The sequence below is a fragment of the Sulfurimonas sp. genome (assembly GCF_019429335.1).
In the GTDB taxonomy this organism is placed as follows: Bacteria; Campylobacterota; Campylobacteria; order Campylobacterales; family Sulfurimonadaceae; genus Sulfurimonas.
The window spans coordinates 1-15,488 of the sequence record NZ_JAHYJB010000010.1 but is presented as its reverse complement, the minus strand read 5'-3'; the positions used below and the strand labels follow the sequence as shown (position 1 = coordinate 15,488).

Annotated in this window: 16 protein-coding genes and 1 pseudogene; all 17 read right to left on the bottom strand. The window is 34.3% G+C overall.

Annotated elements, in window-relative coordinates; genetic code table 11:
* Window positions 1-44 precede the first annotated feature (44 nt).
* Window positions 45-725 carry a metallophosphoesterase gene (locus K0A91_RS05425; RefSeq protein ID WP_295008765.1) on the bottom strand — a complete coding sequence of 227 codons (681 nt, stop codon included), beginning with the start codon at window positions 723-725 and terminating at the stop codon, window positions 45-47.
* Complete coding sequence (locus K0A91_RS05420) at window positions 718-1,638, bottom strand: response regulator (RefSeq protein WP_295008763.1); 921 nt, start codon at window positions 1,636-1,638, stop codon at window positions 718-720. The genes K0A91_RS05425 and K0A91_RS05420 overlap by 8 nt, the downstream gene beginning before the upstream one ends.
* On the bottom strand, window positions 1,622-4,192 hold the full coding sequence (locus K0A91_RS05415) for a sensor histidine kinase (protein ID WP_295008761.1): 2,571 nt from the start codon (window positions 4,190-4,192) through the stop codon (window positions 1,622-1,624). Before K0A91_RS05415 ends, K0A91_RS05420 begins: the two co-directional genes overlap by 17 nt.
* Window positions 4,193-5,392, bottom strand: coding sequence for a DNA cytosine methyltransferase (locus K0A91_RS05410; protein ID WP_295008759.1), 1,200 nt, complete (start codon window positions 5,390-5,392; stop codon window positions 4,193-4,195).
* Window positions 5,393-5,472: 80 nt separating this feature from the next.
* On the bottom strand, window positions 5,473-7,818 hold the full coding sequence (locus K0A91_RS05405) for a PD-(D/E)XK nuclease family protein (protein WP_295008757.1): 2,346 nt from the start codon (window positions 7,816-7,818) through the stop codon (window positions 5,473-5,475).
* A gap of 14 nt (window positions 7,819-7,832) precedes the next feature.
* Window positions 7,833-8,339: a FixH family protein gene (locus tag K0A91_RS05400; protein WP_295008756.1), complete on the bottom strand. Its 507-nt coding sequence runs from the start codon at window positions 8,337-8,339 to the stop codon at window positions 7,833-7,835.
* The gene (locus tag K0A91_RS05395) at window positions 8,326-9,030 is read right to left on the bottom strand and encodes a 3-dehydroquinate dehydratase (protein ID WP_295008755.1); all 705 of its coding nucleotides are present in this window, start codon (window positions 9,028-9,030) and stop codon (window positions 8,326-8,328) included. Before K0A91_RS05395 ends, K0A91_RS05400 begins: the two co-directional genes overlap by 14 nt.
* A 109-nt stretch (window positions 9,031-9,139) precedes the next feature.
* Window positions 9,140-9,349, bottom strand: a complete 210-nt coding sequence (locus K0A91_RS05390; RefSeq protein WP_295008754.1) for a DUF4006 family protein — start codon at window positions 9,347-9,349, stop codon at window positions 9,140-9,142.
* A gap of 10 nt (window positions 9,350-9,359) precedes the next feature.
* Window positions 9,360-10,283, bottom strand: coding sequence for a cbb3-type cytochrome c oxidase N-terminal domain-containing protein (locus tag K0A91_RS05385; protein ID WP_295008752.1), 924 nt, complete (start codon window positions 10,281-10,283; stop codon window positions 9,360-9,362).
* A gap of 9 nt (window positions 10,284-10,292) precedes the next feature.
* Window positions 10,293-10,496: a cytochrome c oxidase, cbb3-type, CcoQ subunit gene (locus K0A91_RS05380; protein WP_295008749.1), complete on the bottom strand. Its 204-nt coding sequence runs from the start codon at window positions 10,494-10,496 to the stop codon at window positions 10,293-10,295.
* Window positions 10,497-10,505: 9 nt separating this feature from the next.
* Complete coding sequence (gene ccoO / locus K0A91_RS05375; RefSeq protein WP_295008747.1) at window positions 10,506-11,198, bottom strand: cytochrome-c oxidase, cbb3-type subunit II; 693 nt, start codon at window positions 11,196-11,198, stop codon at window positions 10,506-10,508.
* Between the two features lie 15 nt (window positions 11,199-11,213).
* The gene (gene ccoN / locus K0A91_RS05370) at window positions 11,214-12,707 is read right to left on the bottom strand and encodes a cytochrome-c oxidase, cbb3-type subunit I (protein WP_295008745.1); all 1,494 of its coding nucleotides are present in this window, start codon (window positions 12,705-12,707) and stop codon (window positions 11,214-11,216) included.
* A 224-nt stretch (window positions 12,708-12,931) separates the two neighbouring features.
* The gene (gene carA / locus K0A91_RS05365) at window positions 12,932-14,074 is read right to left on the bottom strand and encodes a glutamine-hydrolyzing carbamoyl-phosphate synthase small subunit (protein ID WP_295008744.1); all 1,143 of its coding nucleotides are present in this window, start codon (window positions 14,072-14,074) and stop codon (window positions 12,932-12,934) included.
* Window positions 14,075-14,626 (bottom strand): DUF507 family protein, encoded by a 552-nt coding sequence (locus K0A91_RS05360; RefSeq protein ID WP_295008743.1) that lies wholly within the window; start codon window positions 14,624-14,626, stop codon window positions 14,075-14,077.
* Window positions 14,627-14,724: 98 nt separating this feature from the next.
* Window positions 14,725-14,877, bottom strand: a complete 153-nt coding sequence (locus K0A91_RS05355) for a hypothetical protein (protein ID WP_295008742.1) — start codon at window positions 14,875-14,877, stop codon at window positions 14,725-14,727.
* Window positions 14,878-14,979: 102 nt separating this feature from the next.
* The gene (locus tag K0A91_RS05350) at window positions 14,980-15,129 is read right to left on the bottom strand and encodes a hypothetical protein (protein ID WP_295008741.1); all 150 of its coding nucleotides are present in this window, start codon (window positions 15,127-15,129) and stop codon (window positions 14,980-14,982) included.
* A 75-nt stretch (window positions 15,130-15,204) separates the two neighbouring features.
* Window positions 15,205-15,488: pseudogene (locus tag K0A91_RS05345) on the bottom strand (PDP protein); the annotation flags it as partial.

Genomic DNA, 15,488 nt, shown 5'->3' with positions numbered 1-15,488 from the left:
ATGCGTAACTCTTAATAATATGCGTTTTAATTTCATAAACCAAATCATTCACAAATATAACTTTTCAAGCTTTCAATATAAAAATTATTGTCTTTAAAAATCACAGCACTTAACTTATTGCCATAAGCACAGCCAGTATCAATACCAATCGCATGTTCATTGATTTTTGCTTCTTGAAACCACTGATGCCCATAGATAGTGAACCCTTGATTTCCATCATACAAATCTGCCCAAAAAATAGAATCTTTATCTTCTTTCCCAAAAGTTATAAAATTTTGATTTTGATCAAGGTATCTCATTCTGAGTATTTTTGACTTTTCATTTTTAGTTAAATTGTCTAAATCATAACTATTTTTTAAACCGCCATGTAAGATAGTTATATTTTCATACTTCACAAATAATGGCAAACTCATCAAAAAATCAATATCTTTTAAGTTTAAATTATTCACTATGTTTTGCTCATCCTCATCAAGTATTATTGGATTTTCACTTGCTTGTTTTTCATATTGAAGGTATCTGATTATTTTATCTTCGTGGTTTCCAAGAACTGATTTAATATTATGCTCTTGAATGTATCGCAATGTTTTGATAGAGTCTTTCCCTTTTGTGATAATATCTCCAACACATACTTCTACATCATCTTTTTGAGGATTTATTTTTTTACGCAGAGATATTAATTCGTCGTAACAGCCGTGAATATCTCCGTAGATAATGAGTTTATTCATCAAATTTTTGCTGAAGAGTTTTTAGATTCTCTTTATGTTTTCTAATATTTGTTCGAATGGTTTTACATAATGCCTCATCAAATGTCATTCCATCTTCACCATGTTTAAAATATTTTCTTATCACTTTTCCTGCTTCATCTTTTTCTTCTTCTAATTTTGCATGCGCAAACTTATTCCTAACCTTAATGATTTCATCTTGATACTCTTGTGAAAAATCTGTTTCTGACAAGTCATTTAGAATCCAACTGAGTGTTTTAATTTTATAATCAGCACTAAATACAAAAGAATCTTTCATTAATTTTTTCAAGCCATTGTCTTTTGTTTTCCAATCCCCGTCAACATATTTCAACTTATCAGAAAAACTTGTGTTAATTTGATTCAAAATATCTAGTTTTAAATCTTTTGTTTTTTCAGAATCTGAATTATTAATATATTTTTTAATCATTTCAAGCTTTTGATTATCCATATCACTTGTTTCATTCATTATCATTCCACGCATAACAACAATATCATGAAATTTTTGTATTGTTAAACTGATTAAATCCTTAACTTTATCAACAACCTGTTTATGATGATTTTTTGTAGTTTGTAAAAATAATATTCTATCTAGCTTATCCGTATTAGTTAAATCAGCTTGAGCTGTATAAAATAAAATTTCTGTAAAAATATGCCCTTCTTTTCTAATTTTTTTTACAACTTCATCACCATTCATTTCTTTCATATGAAAATCTGTAAGTATTAAATCAAAGCTATTATCTAATTTCTCAAAAAAATCACTTATTATTTGTACTGGTACTATTTGGGCTTCAAAACCTTCTTCTTCTAAGAATTTTTCTATTCTTTGAATATGTCTATCTGCTATAAACTCTTCAATATGGTCATCAAGCCAAAGAATTTTATACTCTAAGTTCATTATTTATCCTTATTAAAAAAGTAGAAAAGCTAGAACCATTTGATTCTATAAAAATAGAACCATTCATATTCTCTATTGTAGATTTAACATTATACAATCCAATTCCAGAACCTTCAGTTGTTGTAAATCCAAAATCAAATATTTTATCAATGATATGTGAACTTATACCTTTTCCATCGTCCTGAATTTTTATTAATAATTCTTCATCATTTTTTAAAAATTCAAAAAAAATATTTTTTGCTTTTGCATTCTCAGCATTTGTAATAAAGTTATCAATTATTGTTGTAATTTCTAAAGGTATATATTTACATTTATATTCAATATCATTCGTAAAGACTCTTATTTCATCAAAATCTGTATCAATGATTTTTGATTCATTAATATAAATTTCATTAATATAATGATTTATAAAATTGACTATATCCTCTTCATCTTCTTTCGCTTGTAAGTTATAATTTGCTTTTGTAATAAAGTTAGCAATAGATAAAATTTTAGAAGATTCCATTGAAATAACTTTCAAAAAAGATTTTTCATCATTGTTTAAATTATCAACGCCTTTCTCTTCTAAAAACAATTGTAAGTTATTAATTATTCTACTTGTTGAATGTTTAATTTGATGTTGAAGTCCCATAATATACTTTTTTTCTGTACCTAATATAGAACCTTGAAAAGCATTATGTTTCTTTTTTTGTTCTAAGTCTAAGTTTATTTTTTTTATTTCTTTCTTTAAATTTTTGTTTTTTTCTTCACTATGTTCTAGTTCTTTTATTAAATTTTCTTGTTCACTTTCTAAAATTTTTATTTTTTTATCTAATTGTTTATAAGATTCCTCTTTATCAAAAAGTGCATCAATTTTATTCAATTTATAATTTAGAACAAAATCAACTTTTTTCAATAAAGTTTCATCCCCAATATTTTCAATTGCTTTTTTTACAAATTGTTTAGTTTTTTCATTGACAGCATAATTTGGAACTTTGCTAAAATCTTTTAAAAATTGTGTGATATTTTTTTGGGTTTTTAAAGTGTCTTTTTCAATCAAGTGTGATAAAACTTCATCATTTATATCTAAATCTACTATGTCAGTAGAATCAATATTCATTATTTGAAAAATTTTCTTACTAATATTATTTAGTTTTTCTTCTCTGTTTATAAGATAGACTTCTTTATCCACATTCCAGTTTTTTTGTTTTATCATCTCTTCTATTGTAGCTTCTGTCATCGTTCTTGGGGCACTATCCCATTTGAGTCCTTCCACTACATATTTTTCAAGTCTTTTGAGTGTCTTGTAAAAAAAACCATTATTTTTAATTTGAGATTTTGTAGATTTTGTAGACTGATGAATTAACTGACGAAAAGATTCATTCTGAACAATCCCCTCTCTGCTTGAAATTATCGGGTACTGTTCAATTCTATCCTCTATTTCTATTCTTCCGATAATTTCTCGATTGCCTATATTACGACGAACGCCTTGACTTTTCCTTACTTCCAAACCAAAAGAATCATTATTTATATCTCCATAAGGTGGTATTCTGAATCCATTTATAAAGAGATATATAGAACCAAAATCGACACTCCTGATACCCATTTGTTTTTTAAAATAGACCTTCCCATATGGATTAAGATACGTTAAAATTATTTTCACACCCTTCAAATCTGGAAATTCAATATTCTTTTCAATGGTTTTAAAAATAACTTTGTCTCTATCTTTTAGTTTTGTAATTATGTATTTACCATCTTCACTAATTGCAGAATGGATATATGTTGTATCAAAATCTAACTTTTCAAAAAACTTATTCTCTATCTCTCCATTTATTTTTTTATTATAAGAATCTTCTTCCATATCATCTATCTCTTGTACTTTAAGAAAAATTTTAAAGTTATCGCTCTCAACCTGACTTTTATTTATTAATTTTTCTAAAGCTGATTTTAGTGAAACAAATTTTTGATAGTTCAAAACTTCGTTAAATAGACTATCTTCCTTAAATTTTACCCATTTCGTTCTCAAGTAAGACATTTGTATTATTGTCCCATTTTTACCAATTTTATAAGCTGTATCTTGATATACCTCATCATCAGACACTTCTTTTAACTTCATAGGAATTTGATTAATTTGTACATTATAATCTTCTACATTCTCAAAATCTTCCCAATCTATTCTTAAATGATAAGCCTTATTATCTTTTTTTGTATAAATATCTAATTTTTTGCCCAATCTATCACAGGAAAACCTACCAATACCTTTGTTTCCAGCTTGAAGTCTATTGTTTTGTGCATTTTGCACTCTTTTTATGGAGTAAGCAAGATTTAGCCACTTATGCAATATGTCTTCTTTAGACATACCAATGCCATCATCTGCAATTATGATTTCATGAATTTTTCTATCTTGATTTTTTAAGTTTTTAAATTCAACAGTTACTTCTTTGGCACCAGCATCATACGAATTTTTCACAAGTTCCATCACTGCTACATTATCATTATTGATAAGCTCTTTACCTATAATGTTTTTAATATTTACATGTGATAAAAAATATACATTTTCCCATTCATTATTCATCTAAATCATACCCTTCAAAACAATTCCCGCCTGTTCAGCAAACAAAGGCGGAATCGCATTACCAATTTGCGTATATCTAGGAACATCGACTTTTCTTCGCTCACCACCTGTTGTGTAACCACCTTTAAATTCGTAACTGTCTGGGAAAGATTGTATTCTTGCGTATTCTCTTACTGTCAAAATTCGTGGTTCGCAGTAGTGGATGTAATCGTCTGGCAAGGTTGTAAGTGTCGGTGTGGCTGAAATTTTACAGAGTGGAACAACTGTTCTTTTTTTCATGTTGTATTTCTCTTTTATGTCATCAGATATATTTTTATTTGCTATGCCATTATCTAAAATATATTGAAATTTTTCTACAGTTTCTACTTTGTGTTTTGCGAACCTGTGACTATCTGCAACCTGATTTGTTAAAGGTCTATTTTGTCTCATCAGCTTTTGATAAGAGCTTGTAGCTTTGGCATAGACACCTGCTTGAAAATTTTTCGTATCTTGTGATTCTTGTGTTCCGTTTGATTGGAGTAAATCTGATATAGCATCATTTAAGGATGTCGTATCTTTTTCTAAATTTTTTGATTTAAAAAACTTTGCTCTATTTTGAGTTATAGCTTCAAAAAACTTTTTAGATTCTCCATTTTTCATACCAACTAAAATATATCTTTGTCTTTTTTGTGGCACTCCGTATTCAGAAAAATCAACAATCTTTCCATATACATTGTAACCTAGCTCTTGTAATTTCTTCACGACATAAACAGAATAGGCTTGACCTCTTTCGTTGCCTTTTTTAAAACCAATAGTAAAACCTTTTACATTTTCAAAAAACAAAATTTGTGGTTGCACAAGCTCTATAAATTTTATATACGAATCTATAAGCTTATTTCTATCATCTTTTTCTCTTCTTCTTCCTGCCATTGAGAAGCCTTGACAAGGTGGTCCACCAGCTACAAGGGAGATTTTTCCTCTTAATGATTTTAATTTTTCTTCATGCTCTTCAATAATATTGTTAATGTCATGGTTTTGTTTTGGTAGCCAATCTGGCCAATCAAAATTTGAGTTATTATCAATGAGGTTATGTTTTAAAGTTGAGAACGCATCTTTACTTTTTTCAACAGCAAACAAACCCTTCCAACCAGCATTATGTAAGCCTAATGCCAAACCGCCACAACCTGAGAATAAATCTATGTAACAATTTTTTTGGTTCAAGATATACTTCTCCATTTAATTTATGAAATTGAATATTCGTTTATTATACCATCTTAATATTTAAGCCAAAAAAATCTCCGTCACTCTCTACCACACATTATTTTATATTCGCAAAAAAGGCAGTTCTTAGCCTCTTCACATCTGCTGAAGTTTACATCTTCAATGTTTAGCAAATCTTTTACATGTGCGCCTAATAGTGCCAGCTTCTCTTGCAAAAACGGCTCATCCACTATTTTTGACTCTTTGAGGTCATAGTAACCGCACCCCGCAACATTGCCGAATTTTTGCGCCAGAAGATAGTAAAACTCCAGCTGAAAGTCCGTTGCCTCTGTGAAATTTTTCTCAGTGTAGAGCGGATATGAGCCGGTTTTATAGTCAAGCACATATATCTCGCTTCCTTTTTTGTCCATCCTGTCTATCTGTCCGCTTAGCGTCATTCCAGCGAACTCAGTCTGCACGCTCGTTTCGCAATGCTCCACTCTCCATCCCTCGGCAAATCTCTTCACCTCGTTTTGGCAAAAAGCTTCCATGCGTCTAGCTTGCATCGCCATAAGATACTCTTCAAGCTCGCTCTCTCCGCAGGCATTTTTAAGCTCTGCATCCAAATCACGCTTAAGCTCCCCTGCGCTCTCATAAAAGCTTCTCTGGGCATAGAGCTCTTTGAGCGCACTATGCACAGCAGAGCCAATCTCATGCTCTTTTGGCATATCTTTTGGAATCTCGTGGTTTTCGATATATTTGACATATTTGTAGTAATATTTTCTCTTACATGTTAAAAAAGTTTTCAGCTTTGTAGCAGAGAGCGTTTTATCCCTAAAGCTGTACTCCAAAACGATATCAGCCTCTTCTATTTTTGCGCAAATAGTTCGATCAAAAAGCACTCCTGCGTAATCCGCCTCATCGTGTCTGTTTTGCTCTTTTATGGCCAGCTGTTTTAAAAACCTAGACCCGCTGCTCTCTTTGGATTTTACAAACGATATTGCAACTTCTTTGCTTTTGTTTATCAGCATCTCATAATAATACTTTTGAAGATTTTCCCTGTCACTCATAGTCGGTAGGTTTGCCATCTCTCTTACATGCGTGTTTAAAAACATATCCTTATCGCTCTTTTTGGGAACGTTTGAGTCGCTAAAATCAACAATCACCACCGCGTCAAACTCTACCGAACGAGTTTCCAAAACACCCATAACGGTTATCTTTCCGCCTCTTACGTCATCAAGAGTTCTTGATGAGAGCCTTTGGAGAAAAACAGACAAAAGTGACTTCACGCTCATATCTCTCATATACGGGAGGATATTTTTAAAGCCATAAAGCTCCTCCTCAAAAATCTTTAGCTCTTTTTTGGAAGCAAAACCCTCTTTGTATCTGTTTAAAAACTCCAAGATATCTACATTCTGGCTCTTCTTGCCGTATATTGAACAAAGCTCCTTGTAAAGCTCGTCACCGACACGCTTAAGCCTTGCCTCATTCTCTTTGGAATCCTGCTCGATAAACTTACATGTAGCATTTAGTTTCTCGTAGAGTCTTGTTGCGCTAAAGGGCTCGCCCATCGCAAAGTTAAAGTTTGATTTAGTATCAAAACTCTTTAATATATTTGCAAAATTCTCATCTGGCAGAATGACCGCAATATTTTGTGGCTCATACCCTTTTTTGATAAAGTCATATATCTTTTTTTTGACAAATGCCACCTGCAAAACAGATTCGCTAAAAGATTCACATGTTACTTTTTTGTTCTCAATGATTCTCTCTTTTTGAAGTATTGTTTTTGTATTTAATGAGATTTTATATCTGTATCCAACTTCGAGTTCAATTCCCAACTCCAAGAGCTTTTTTTGCATTTTGGTGTTAAATCTGCTTGCACTAAAGATAATATCAACACTGCAAAATTCGCAGCATCTCTCTAATAGGAAGAGTTCAAAATTTGTAAGATGTCCCTCTGCATGCAGCTCTATATTTTTATGGCTTTTTGCGTACTCTTCGTTAAAAGTGTAGAGTTTTGGCAGAAATATCTTATCAAGCACTTTTTTCTCACTGCAGAGCTGCTCATATCTCACATATAACTCTTGAAGTATTGCTATATGCTCCTCATACTCTCCGTAGATATCCGAAGTGTCGAGTGCTCTTATGTCATACATCTCCGCACTTAGCTCTTCGAAAAATCTAAATATATATGATGAGTTTTTTGTAAATGTGAAAAAATTTCGCTGGATTTGGAGGTTTTTAAAATTTTTAAAATCGCTCGCTTCAAGGAGAAGCAAAACTCTGCTGTCTTCATCGAGCGTTTTAAAATCTTTTACTATGCACAGCTTTGAGACAAAATCGCTCATAGTTGTAAAGTTTGGCAAAAACAGAGTGACACCCTCTACTTTTAGTTGCTCATGACGCACTGCACGAGCCGATGGCAAGACGATTATGGAGTTATTCATAGGCTTATTATAGCCTAATATTCAACTACATTCATCTCCCGCGTGTCTCTTTTTATGTTGTAAAATCTATGTAGTTCACCTACATTTATCTTCGCCATAATATCCCATCTTCCCTCCACAGCAAGGGTAATTGAGTCAAAGGTATAGACGCCATCTTCAACCTTTGGACTGCTCAACTCTTGGTCAAACTTGTGGTTATTAGGTCTAGTTATTACTATTTTTATCTCTGCGTTATTTACAGGATTTGAGTTTAAGTCGCTCACTCTGTATTTAACAACACCCTCTTGCGATTTTAGCTCAGATAAAATATATTCTACTTTATACTTTTTATTAAACTCAATCGTTGCCTCTAGAACATCGTTTACTTTCGCATTAGCATCATGATAATCCATCATATAGGTGTCGCTCTTCTCGACAGGCAGTGTGTTTGCTACAATTATTGTCGCAACGCATGCACCAAATATAAAGATGATTGAAGCGCCAATTGCATATGGCCAGATTCTGCCGTTACTTAGATTCATTTTTCTCTCTTCTTAAATATATTTTTCTTTTAATATAAAGAAATATACCATAAAGAATAAAACCGTAGAACAACACTTTTACAAGTAAAATACTGTTCTGATTTGCATTTCCCACAGCATTTTCAAGCACTATGCCCTTACTATCGGCAATCTGCTCGGCAATGTCAGCATAGCCGTTAAACATTGAACCTGAGTATTTTCCTAAAACCTCACCCTCTTTCGCCTTTTGTGCCAAGAGAGGAATAATCGTACCACCATAACTGCTTGCTATCTCTTTAAAGGAGTCGAAACCCTCATTATAAAAGAGCGCCATTGTAAATGCTTGAACCGGTGAAGCAACAGGACTTAATATCTGTTTTTTATCAAAATATTCATATAAAGAGGCAGGATGAGCCAGTATATCTACCTTAGAGTCCATCTCAGAAAATGTAAGCAGGATTGTAGGAGAGTCAAAATCCTTCATCAGCTCATTCTCATACTCTACAATATTCATGCCATTTGGCAGCTCTTTAACCATTACAAGTCTTAAAGCTATTCCTGTTTTTTGATGTAGCTCCAACCCTAATTTTTCAACTTCTGCATTAAATGCTGGATTGAAAATGAGTTCATCTTTATATAAATATTGTGCCGATAGTGAAGCATTAAAAAATAGTGTGAGGATGAGGGCCAAAAGCCCTCTTGAAAACTTCAATGAAATTCCCTAACCGATATAAAGATGATTTGGCGTTAAAACCGCGTAAAGTGTATAAAGAGCCATAATAACAAGACCCCATGCAATGATTTTTTCCATTCTATACTCCTTACTTAACATCTACCAAATGTTTAGCGTTATCAACGCTTCTCATTTGTATAAGGTGCTCATCTTTAATATCGTAAAAGTTTGTTGCGCTCGTGTTTTGAACATTAATGTTCCAAATTGTCAATCCAGCCAAAATTGCAAGCAGCAACACGGTTGCAATTAACATGCCAGTTATTCCATCAAGAGAAAATATGCTTCTGTTCTCATTCATACCTGACTCCTTATTTGCTTATGCTGGTGATATATGCACCAACAGCTTCTTTTTGTTTGTCGTTAAGTCTATCAAACTTAGGCATAACACCTATAGAGCCTTTTTTCCCATGTGTAAGAACAGTGCTAACAAGGGCAGGTGTAAATGTTGCAATATTTGGTGCAACAAACTCCATACCCATACCGTCCGCTCCGTGACACATTGAACATGCACCGGCAAAAATATCAGCACCGTCTCCGCTCATACCGTTTGCTACATATGCAGAAATAACATCTATCTCAGCATCCGTAATCAAAGCACCCGAATTTGTGTTAAAAAGGCCGTTTCTATCAGGCATCGGCATTTCCATACCGATAAGCTTGTTGTTTGAACCTTTTTCAAGTACATGCTTAACTGAAGCAGCATCTATTCTTCTGTTTAGATTAGCTGCCTTTCCGTCAATACCGTCTGCATTGATACCGTGACAAACTTTACACTCTGCCAAGAAAACAGACTCTCCCATCTCTACAAGTCTATCACCTGTAATCTCTTTATATTGCGCTTTAAATTTAGTGTTATGCGCCGCAACATCTTCATTGTACTCACCAATTTGTGAATATGCGTTTACCGGATAACCGATTGTAAAATACCACATACCCCATACCATTGTTAGCAAAAACATAACAGCCCAGCCTGTAGGAACGCTGTTTTTATATTCACCTATTCCATCCCAGTTCTCATCTGCAAGTTCACCGCTTGCGCTATCTACCTGCATTTGACGAACATACTTAATTACAACGAAAACAGTAATAATAACTAATGCCACTGCCCCAGTAATTGCAAGTGTATTGACGATATCATCATTCAAACCGCCCTTTGAACCACCGACAGATAAATATGTCAGTAATAGCATCAAAGCGGTAAAGATAATTCCCCCAAGATAAAGCTTATTCATATATCTCTCCTATTTCTCTTTGTCATCAGACCTAGGTAACACCGGAGTATCCCCTAGATCATCTTTAAGTGCCATATCGCTATAACTCTCGTAGTCAACCCCATCTGCGTCCTTTTTTGTGCTGTACAAATGGTATATATAACCATAAAGCGCAATCACTAGAAGGATAGTTAATGTAAAGTATCCATAAGCCTGAAGTTGTGCAATATCCACCATAAACCTCTACTTAAGACTATTTAAGTATGCAATAAGTGCAACTATCTCAGGAATCTCACCGCGCGCAACTGCATCTTTTACATCTTGGTCTTTCATGTCAGCTGCAACTGCTTTTGCTTCTTCTAGAGCTAGAGCTTTTGCATCTGATACGCTACCACCCATCTTTACAACTGCACTAGAGCCATCTCTCATAGGTACTGGCTGGTTGTAAGGAACCGAGAAGAACTGTGCTATCGTCAATTGCTCTGCAAAAGCAGTTTCAATATCAGCACTGTTTGCAAACATCCATCTGTAAGCAGGCATAATCGAACCCGGAACAACAGAAGCAGGATCTTTCATGTGGTTTTCATGCCAGTCAGTAGTTCTATAGTTACCAACACGCATCAAGTCAGGTCCGGTTCTTTTTGAACCCCATAAAAATGGTCTATCATATGCGTACTCACCACTTAAGCTGTAATGACCGTAACGGTCAGTCTCTGACTTAAATGGGCGCACTAACTGTGAATGGCAAGCATTACAGCTGTTCTTGATGTAAACGTGACGACCTGCAAGCTCTAAAGTAGAGTATGGAGCCGTACCGATTACCGGACGAGATTGTTGAGCAAAGTTTGGAAGAATTTCTATCAAACCTGCAAAAGCAATTGTTACGAATACACCTACCGCAAAAAAGAACGGATGTTTTTCTAACCAATGAAACATATTAAATCCTTTCTATTAAGCGCCCATAGGCGATGAATTTTGTAGCTCACGCTCTTCAACAGGGCGAGCAGACATAGTTTTATAAATGTTATACGCAAACATTAAGAAACCTACTAAATAGAGTAAACCACCGACACCACGAATAGTGTAGTAAGGATGTAAAACTGTAACCGTATCAATAAATGAGTATGCTAAATTACCAAACTCATCATGTGCACGCCACATCATACCCTGCGTAATACCTGCAATCCACATAGATGTGAAGTATAGAACAACACCCAATGTTTGAATCCAGAATTGTGCAGCCATTAAAGATTTAGAGTAAATCTCTCTTTTAAACACACGAGGAGCCATATGATAAAGCGCAGCCATAATCATAAAGCCAACCCAACCAAGAACACCGTCATGTACGTGACCAACAATCCAGTCAGTGAAGTGTGCTATCGCGTTAACTGATTTTATTGCTTGAATCGGACCTTCTAGTGTTGAGAACATATAGAAAGTAGAACCTAATACCATAAACTTAATAAGCGGAGAAGCAGCAACTTGTTGCCATTCACCCTTCATTGTAAGAAGCATATTGATAGCAGAACCCCAAGATGGAAGAATCAATATTATGGAAAATATTGAGCCCATTGTCTGCATCCAATCAGGAACAGTAGAGTAGAGTAAGTGGTGTCCGCCTGCCCATAGATAAACAAACATTAATCCCCAAAAAGAGAGCAAAGAGAGCTTGTATGAGTAGATTGCCTGACCAGACTCTTTTGGTAAAAAGTAGTAAATCATCGCAACAATAGGAACAGTAAAACCAAATGCAACCGCATTGTGACCGTACCACCACTGAACAAGGGCGTCATTTGTACCTGCATACATAGAAACAGAATGATACCATGCGCCTATACCTGATTCACCTGCGGCAGATGTTCCCAACATTGTAGGAATAGCCATGTTATTGAAAAGATAAAGCATAGCTATACCTAAGAATGTAGCAATATAGTACCAGATAGATATATACAACGACTTCTCGCGGCGAATACCGATAAGACCAAAAATGCTCATACCAAATGTTACCCATACCACTACTACAGCGATATCGATTGGCCACTCAAATTCTGCATACTCTTTTGATGAAGTAACTCCTGCAAGCAGTGAAACAACAACAACGGCAACAACTACTAAATAGAGCCAGAAGTGTATCTTGCCTAAAGCCATCAAAAACTTTGACTCCGCCATAGACACTTTTAATACACGTTGACCAACATAATACCAAGTAGCAAAAATACCACTCAATGTAAAACCAAAAATAACTGCATCAGTATGCAGCGGACGAAGACGACTAAAGTTAGTATATTCAGCCAAGCTCTCACCAAGAATTAAATTAACTCCTGGAAATGCAAGTTGAAATGCCAAAATTACGCCAATGAGCATGCCGACAATCCCTAAAATGATTGTTGTGAACATGAACATTTTTGCAACACTATAGTCGTACTCTAATGGACGATTTTCCATATATAGCCTCCTTAAAGATTCAAAGCAATTATGTCTAATTAAATTTAGCTAAATTTATTAAACTAATTAACATTGATATACTAACAGTATAAATGTTTAAGAATTCTTAATCAATGACAAAATTTTGACAAATTTAACTATTGAGTTAATTATTTGTTTACTTTTAACACTATATTAACAAAAAATAGTTATATGAAAGGCGTAAAATTGGGGGGGGAGAGCCCTTATCTTTTTATTAAAGAGAAGAACTCATTAAATATATATCTGCTCTCTTTTGGTCCTGGGCTAGACTCAGGATGGTGTTGAACTGAGAAAATCGGGGAGTTGTTATATCTTAATCCCTCAATTGTGTTGTCAAATAGATTTACATGCGTAACTTCTGCAATCTCTACAATATTCTCAGGAACATTGTAGTTATGGTTTTGAGCCGTAATCTCAACCAGCCCTGTCTTTATATTTTTTACAGGCTGATTTCCGCCATGGTGACCGAATTTAAGTTTAAATGTATCATATCCGTGAGCTATTGAGAGAAGCTGGTGACCCAAGCAGATTCCAAACATAGGAATTTTTGCAGCAATTAGTTTTTTAATTTCACGCTGCTCATCCTTAAGAACAAGAGGATCGCCAGGTCCATTTGACAAAAATACGCCGTCAATCTCTTTGTTGTTATATCTATTTATAAGATCATCGGCGCTAAAGTTATTAGGAATAACCTCAACACTCATTTTTGCGCCAACAAGCTCGTTTAATATGTTGGTCTTTACACCAAAATCTAAAACTACTATATTTGCTTCGGACTTTGGCGCTGTGTTATATTCAAACGCTCTTTCATTATATACAGATTGAATGTGTCTGTAAGGAGTTTTTGTGCTAACCTGCTCTATATAGTTGACATCTTCTATTCTTGGGCTGTTTTCTAAAATCTTTTTTAACTCAGCTTTATCGCTAATCTCTGTAGAAGCTATCATCATCATAGCGCCTTCGCATCTAAGCATCTTAGTTAAATATCTTGTATCGATATCGCAAATTCCCATTACGTTTTGCTCTTTTAAAAAGTCTGCAAGTGAGCCCTCTGCTCTAAAGTTAGAGTATCTCTTCTGGTATTTTCTAACTATCATACCTTTTGCATGAGCCGCTTTGCTCTCCATATCCTGAGAGTTGACGCCTACATTTCCTATCTCGGGCGCTGTAAACGTTACAAACTGTCCTGCATATGAGGGGTCAGACATAATCTCCTGATATCCGCTCATGGAGACGTTAAAAACTATCTCTCCCACTACAGTATCCTCCGCACCAAAGCTGTTAGCTTCTAAAAAAGTTCCGTTTTCAAGATAAATCCAAGCTTTCTTAACTACTTTCATACTCATCTACTCCATGCCTCTTTTTATCATCTCTTCTTTATAAAGTTTTTCATACAAAATATCAAATTCATCAGTTCCTGGGATATATCTTTTTTTGTACGTTCTGATTTTATCCGTAATTGAGTTATCAAGCTCTGACGCTTCTGCTATAAAAGATGTAATCGAATTATATATAATATTTTTTATGCGGTTCTCAGTTACATCGAAGTGAATCAAATCCTCTTCGTAAAGCTCATCCAATATCTTATGAGAAATATCTGAGTAGCGCTCTTCATAATTCAAAATTACGCCAAACTCAGGAGCCAATTTTTTCTTAATCATAAAAAAGAGTTGTCTCTCATCTACAAGATTAAACTCTATCTGTTCTTCATTTTCTTCACATATCTCATGAGTCTTCTCTTCAAGCTCCATCTCTTGCTTTGCATCATGCATCAATATCTTCTCGGCTTCTTGTGCGATAGGCTCAAGACCCTTTGTCATCGTAACAACACCACTCTTATTTAAATCAATTGCAATCTTATTGGCTATATGAGGTATAGTTTTAAGTGATATTTTCATCGATGAACCTTATATGTATTAAATAAATTTGGATATTTTACAATAAGTAAGGTTAGTTTACGATTAGAAAAAAGTTATTTTGGCGCAAATCTTATATTTTATTTTTCTATTTTCTGCGCTACATCTCCCAGCTGTTCATCGTACCGTCTAGCAAGAACTTCACACCATGTAACTTCACTGTTTATACTCATCTGCGGCTGGTACCTTAGTGTTATCTCTCCGTCTCTTTCCTTCGATTTTACCTCATACATGGCGATATCCGCCTCTTTTATATTGGTAAGATAATCGTGATATACCTGAAACTGGTTTCTTAGCAGATAGTTATATATGTTTCATGAGCCGTACAGAGGTACCTAGCCAAGAACAATGGTTAAAATTGCTATAACATAAGCATAGAATTTATCAATAAGTAGAAGATAGATTATTATCGGCGGGATAGATAAACTATAAATATTATTGTCCATGCAGAGAAGCATAAGAGTATGAAGTAGCGCAGTTTGCATTGCTTAACATTTAAAAAACTCTTTAGTACTTAATTGTCAGAGAGGAAGATTCTAACCAATAATTCTTAAGGTAGATTATTTTGCCAATATTAATGTCAGTTCAGAGGCTTTTTGTGCATCCATTTTGCTTAAAATAGTTCCTATAGTAGCAGGTTTTAGGGACGACAGTATGGATGCCGCTTCTTCTATATCCATTTCTGAGAGCACGTTAGCAGCGCTTGCGGCTTTCATCTTTGCAAATGTCTGAGCCATCTTATCCATCTTTATCTCTTTTATCTCTTTTAGAATCTCTTCATTTTTTTTGAGCAACTTTTTTGTAGATTTTTCTTTGGCGCTGATTTCGCCAAGTTTTCTCTCAA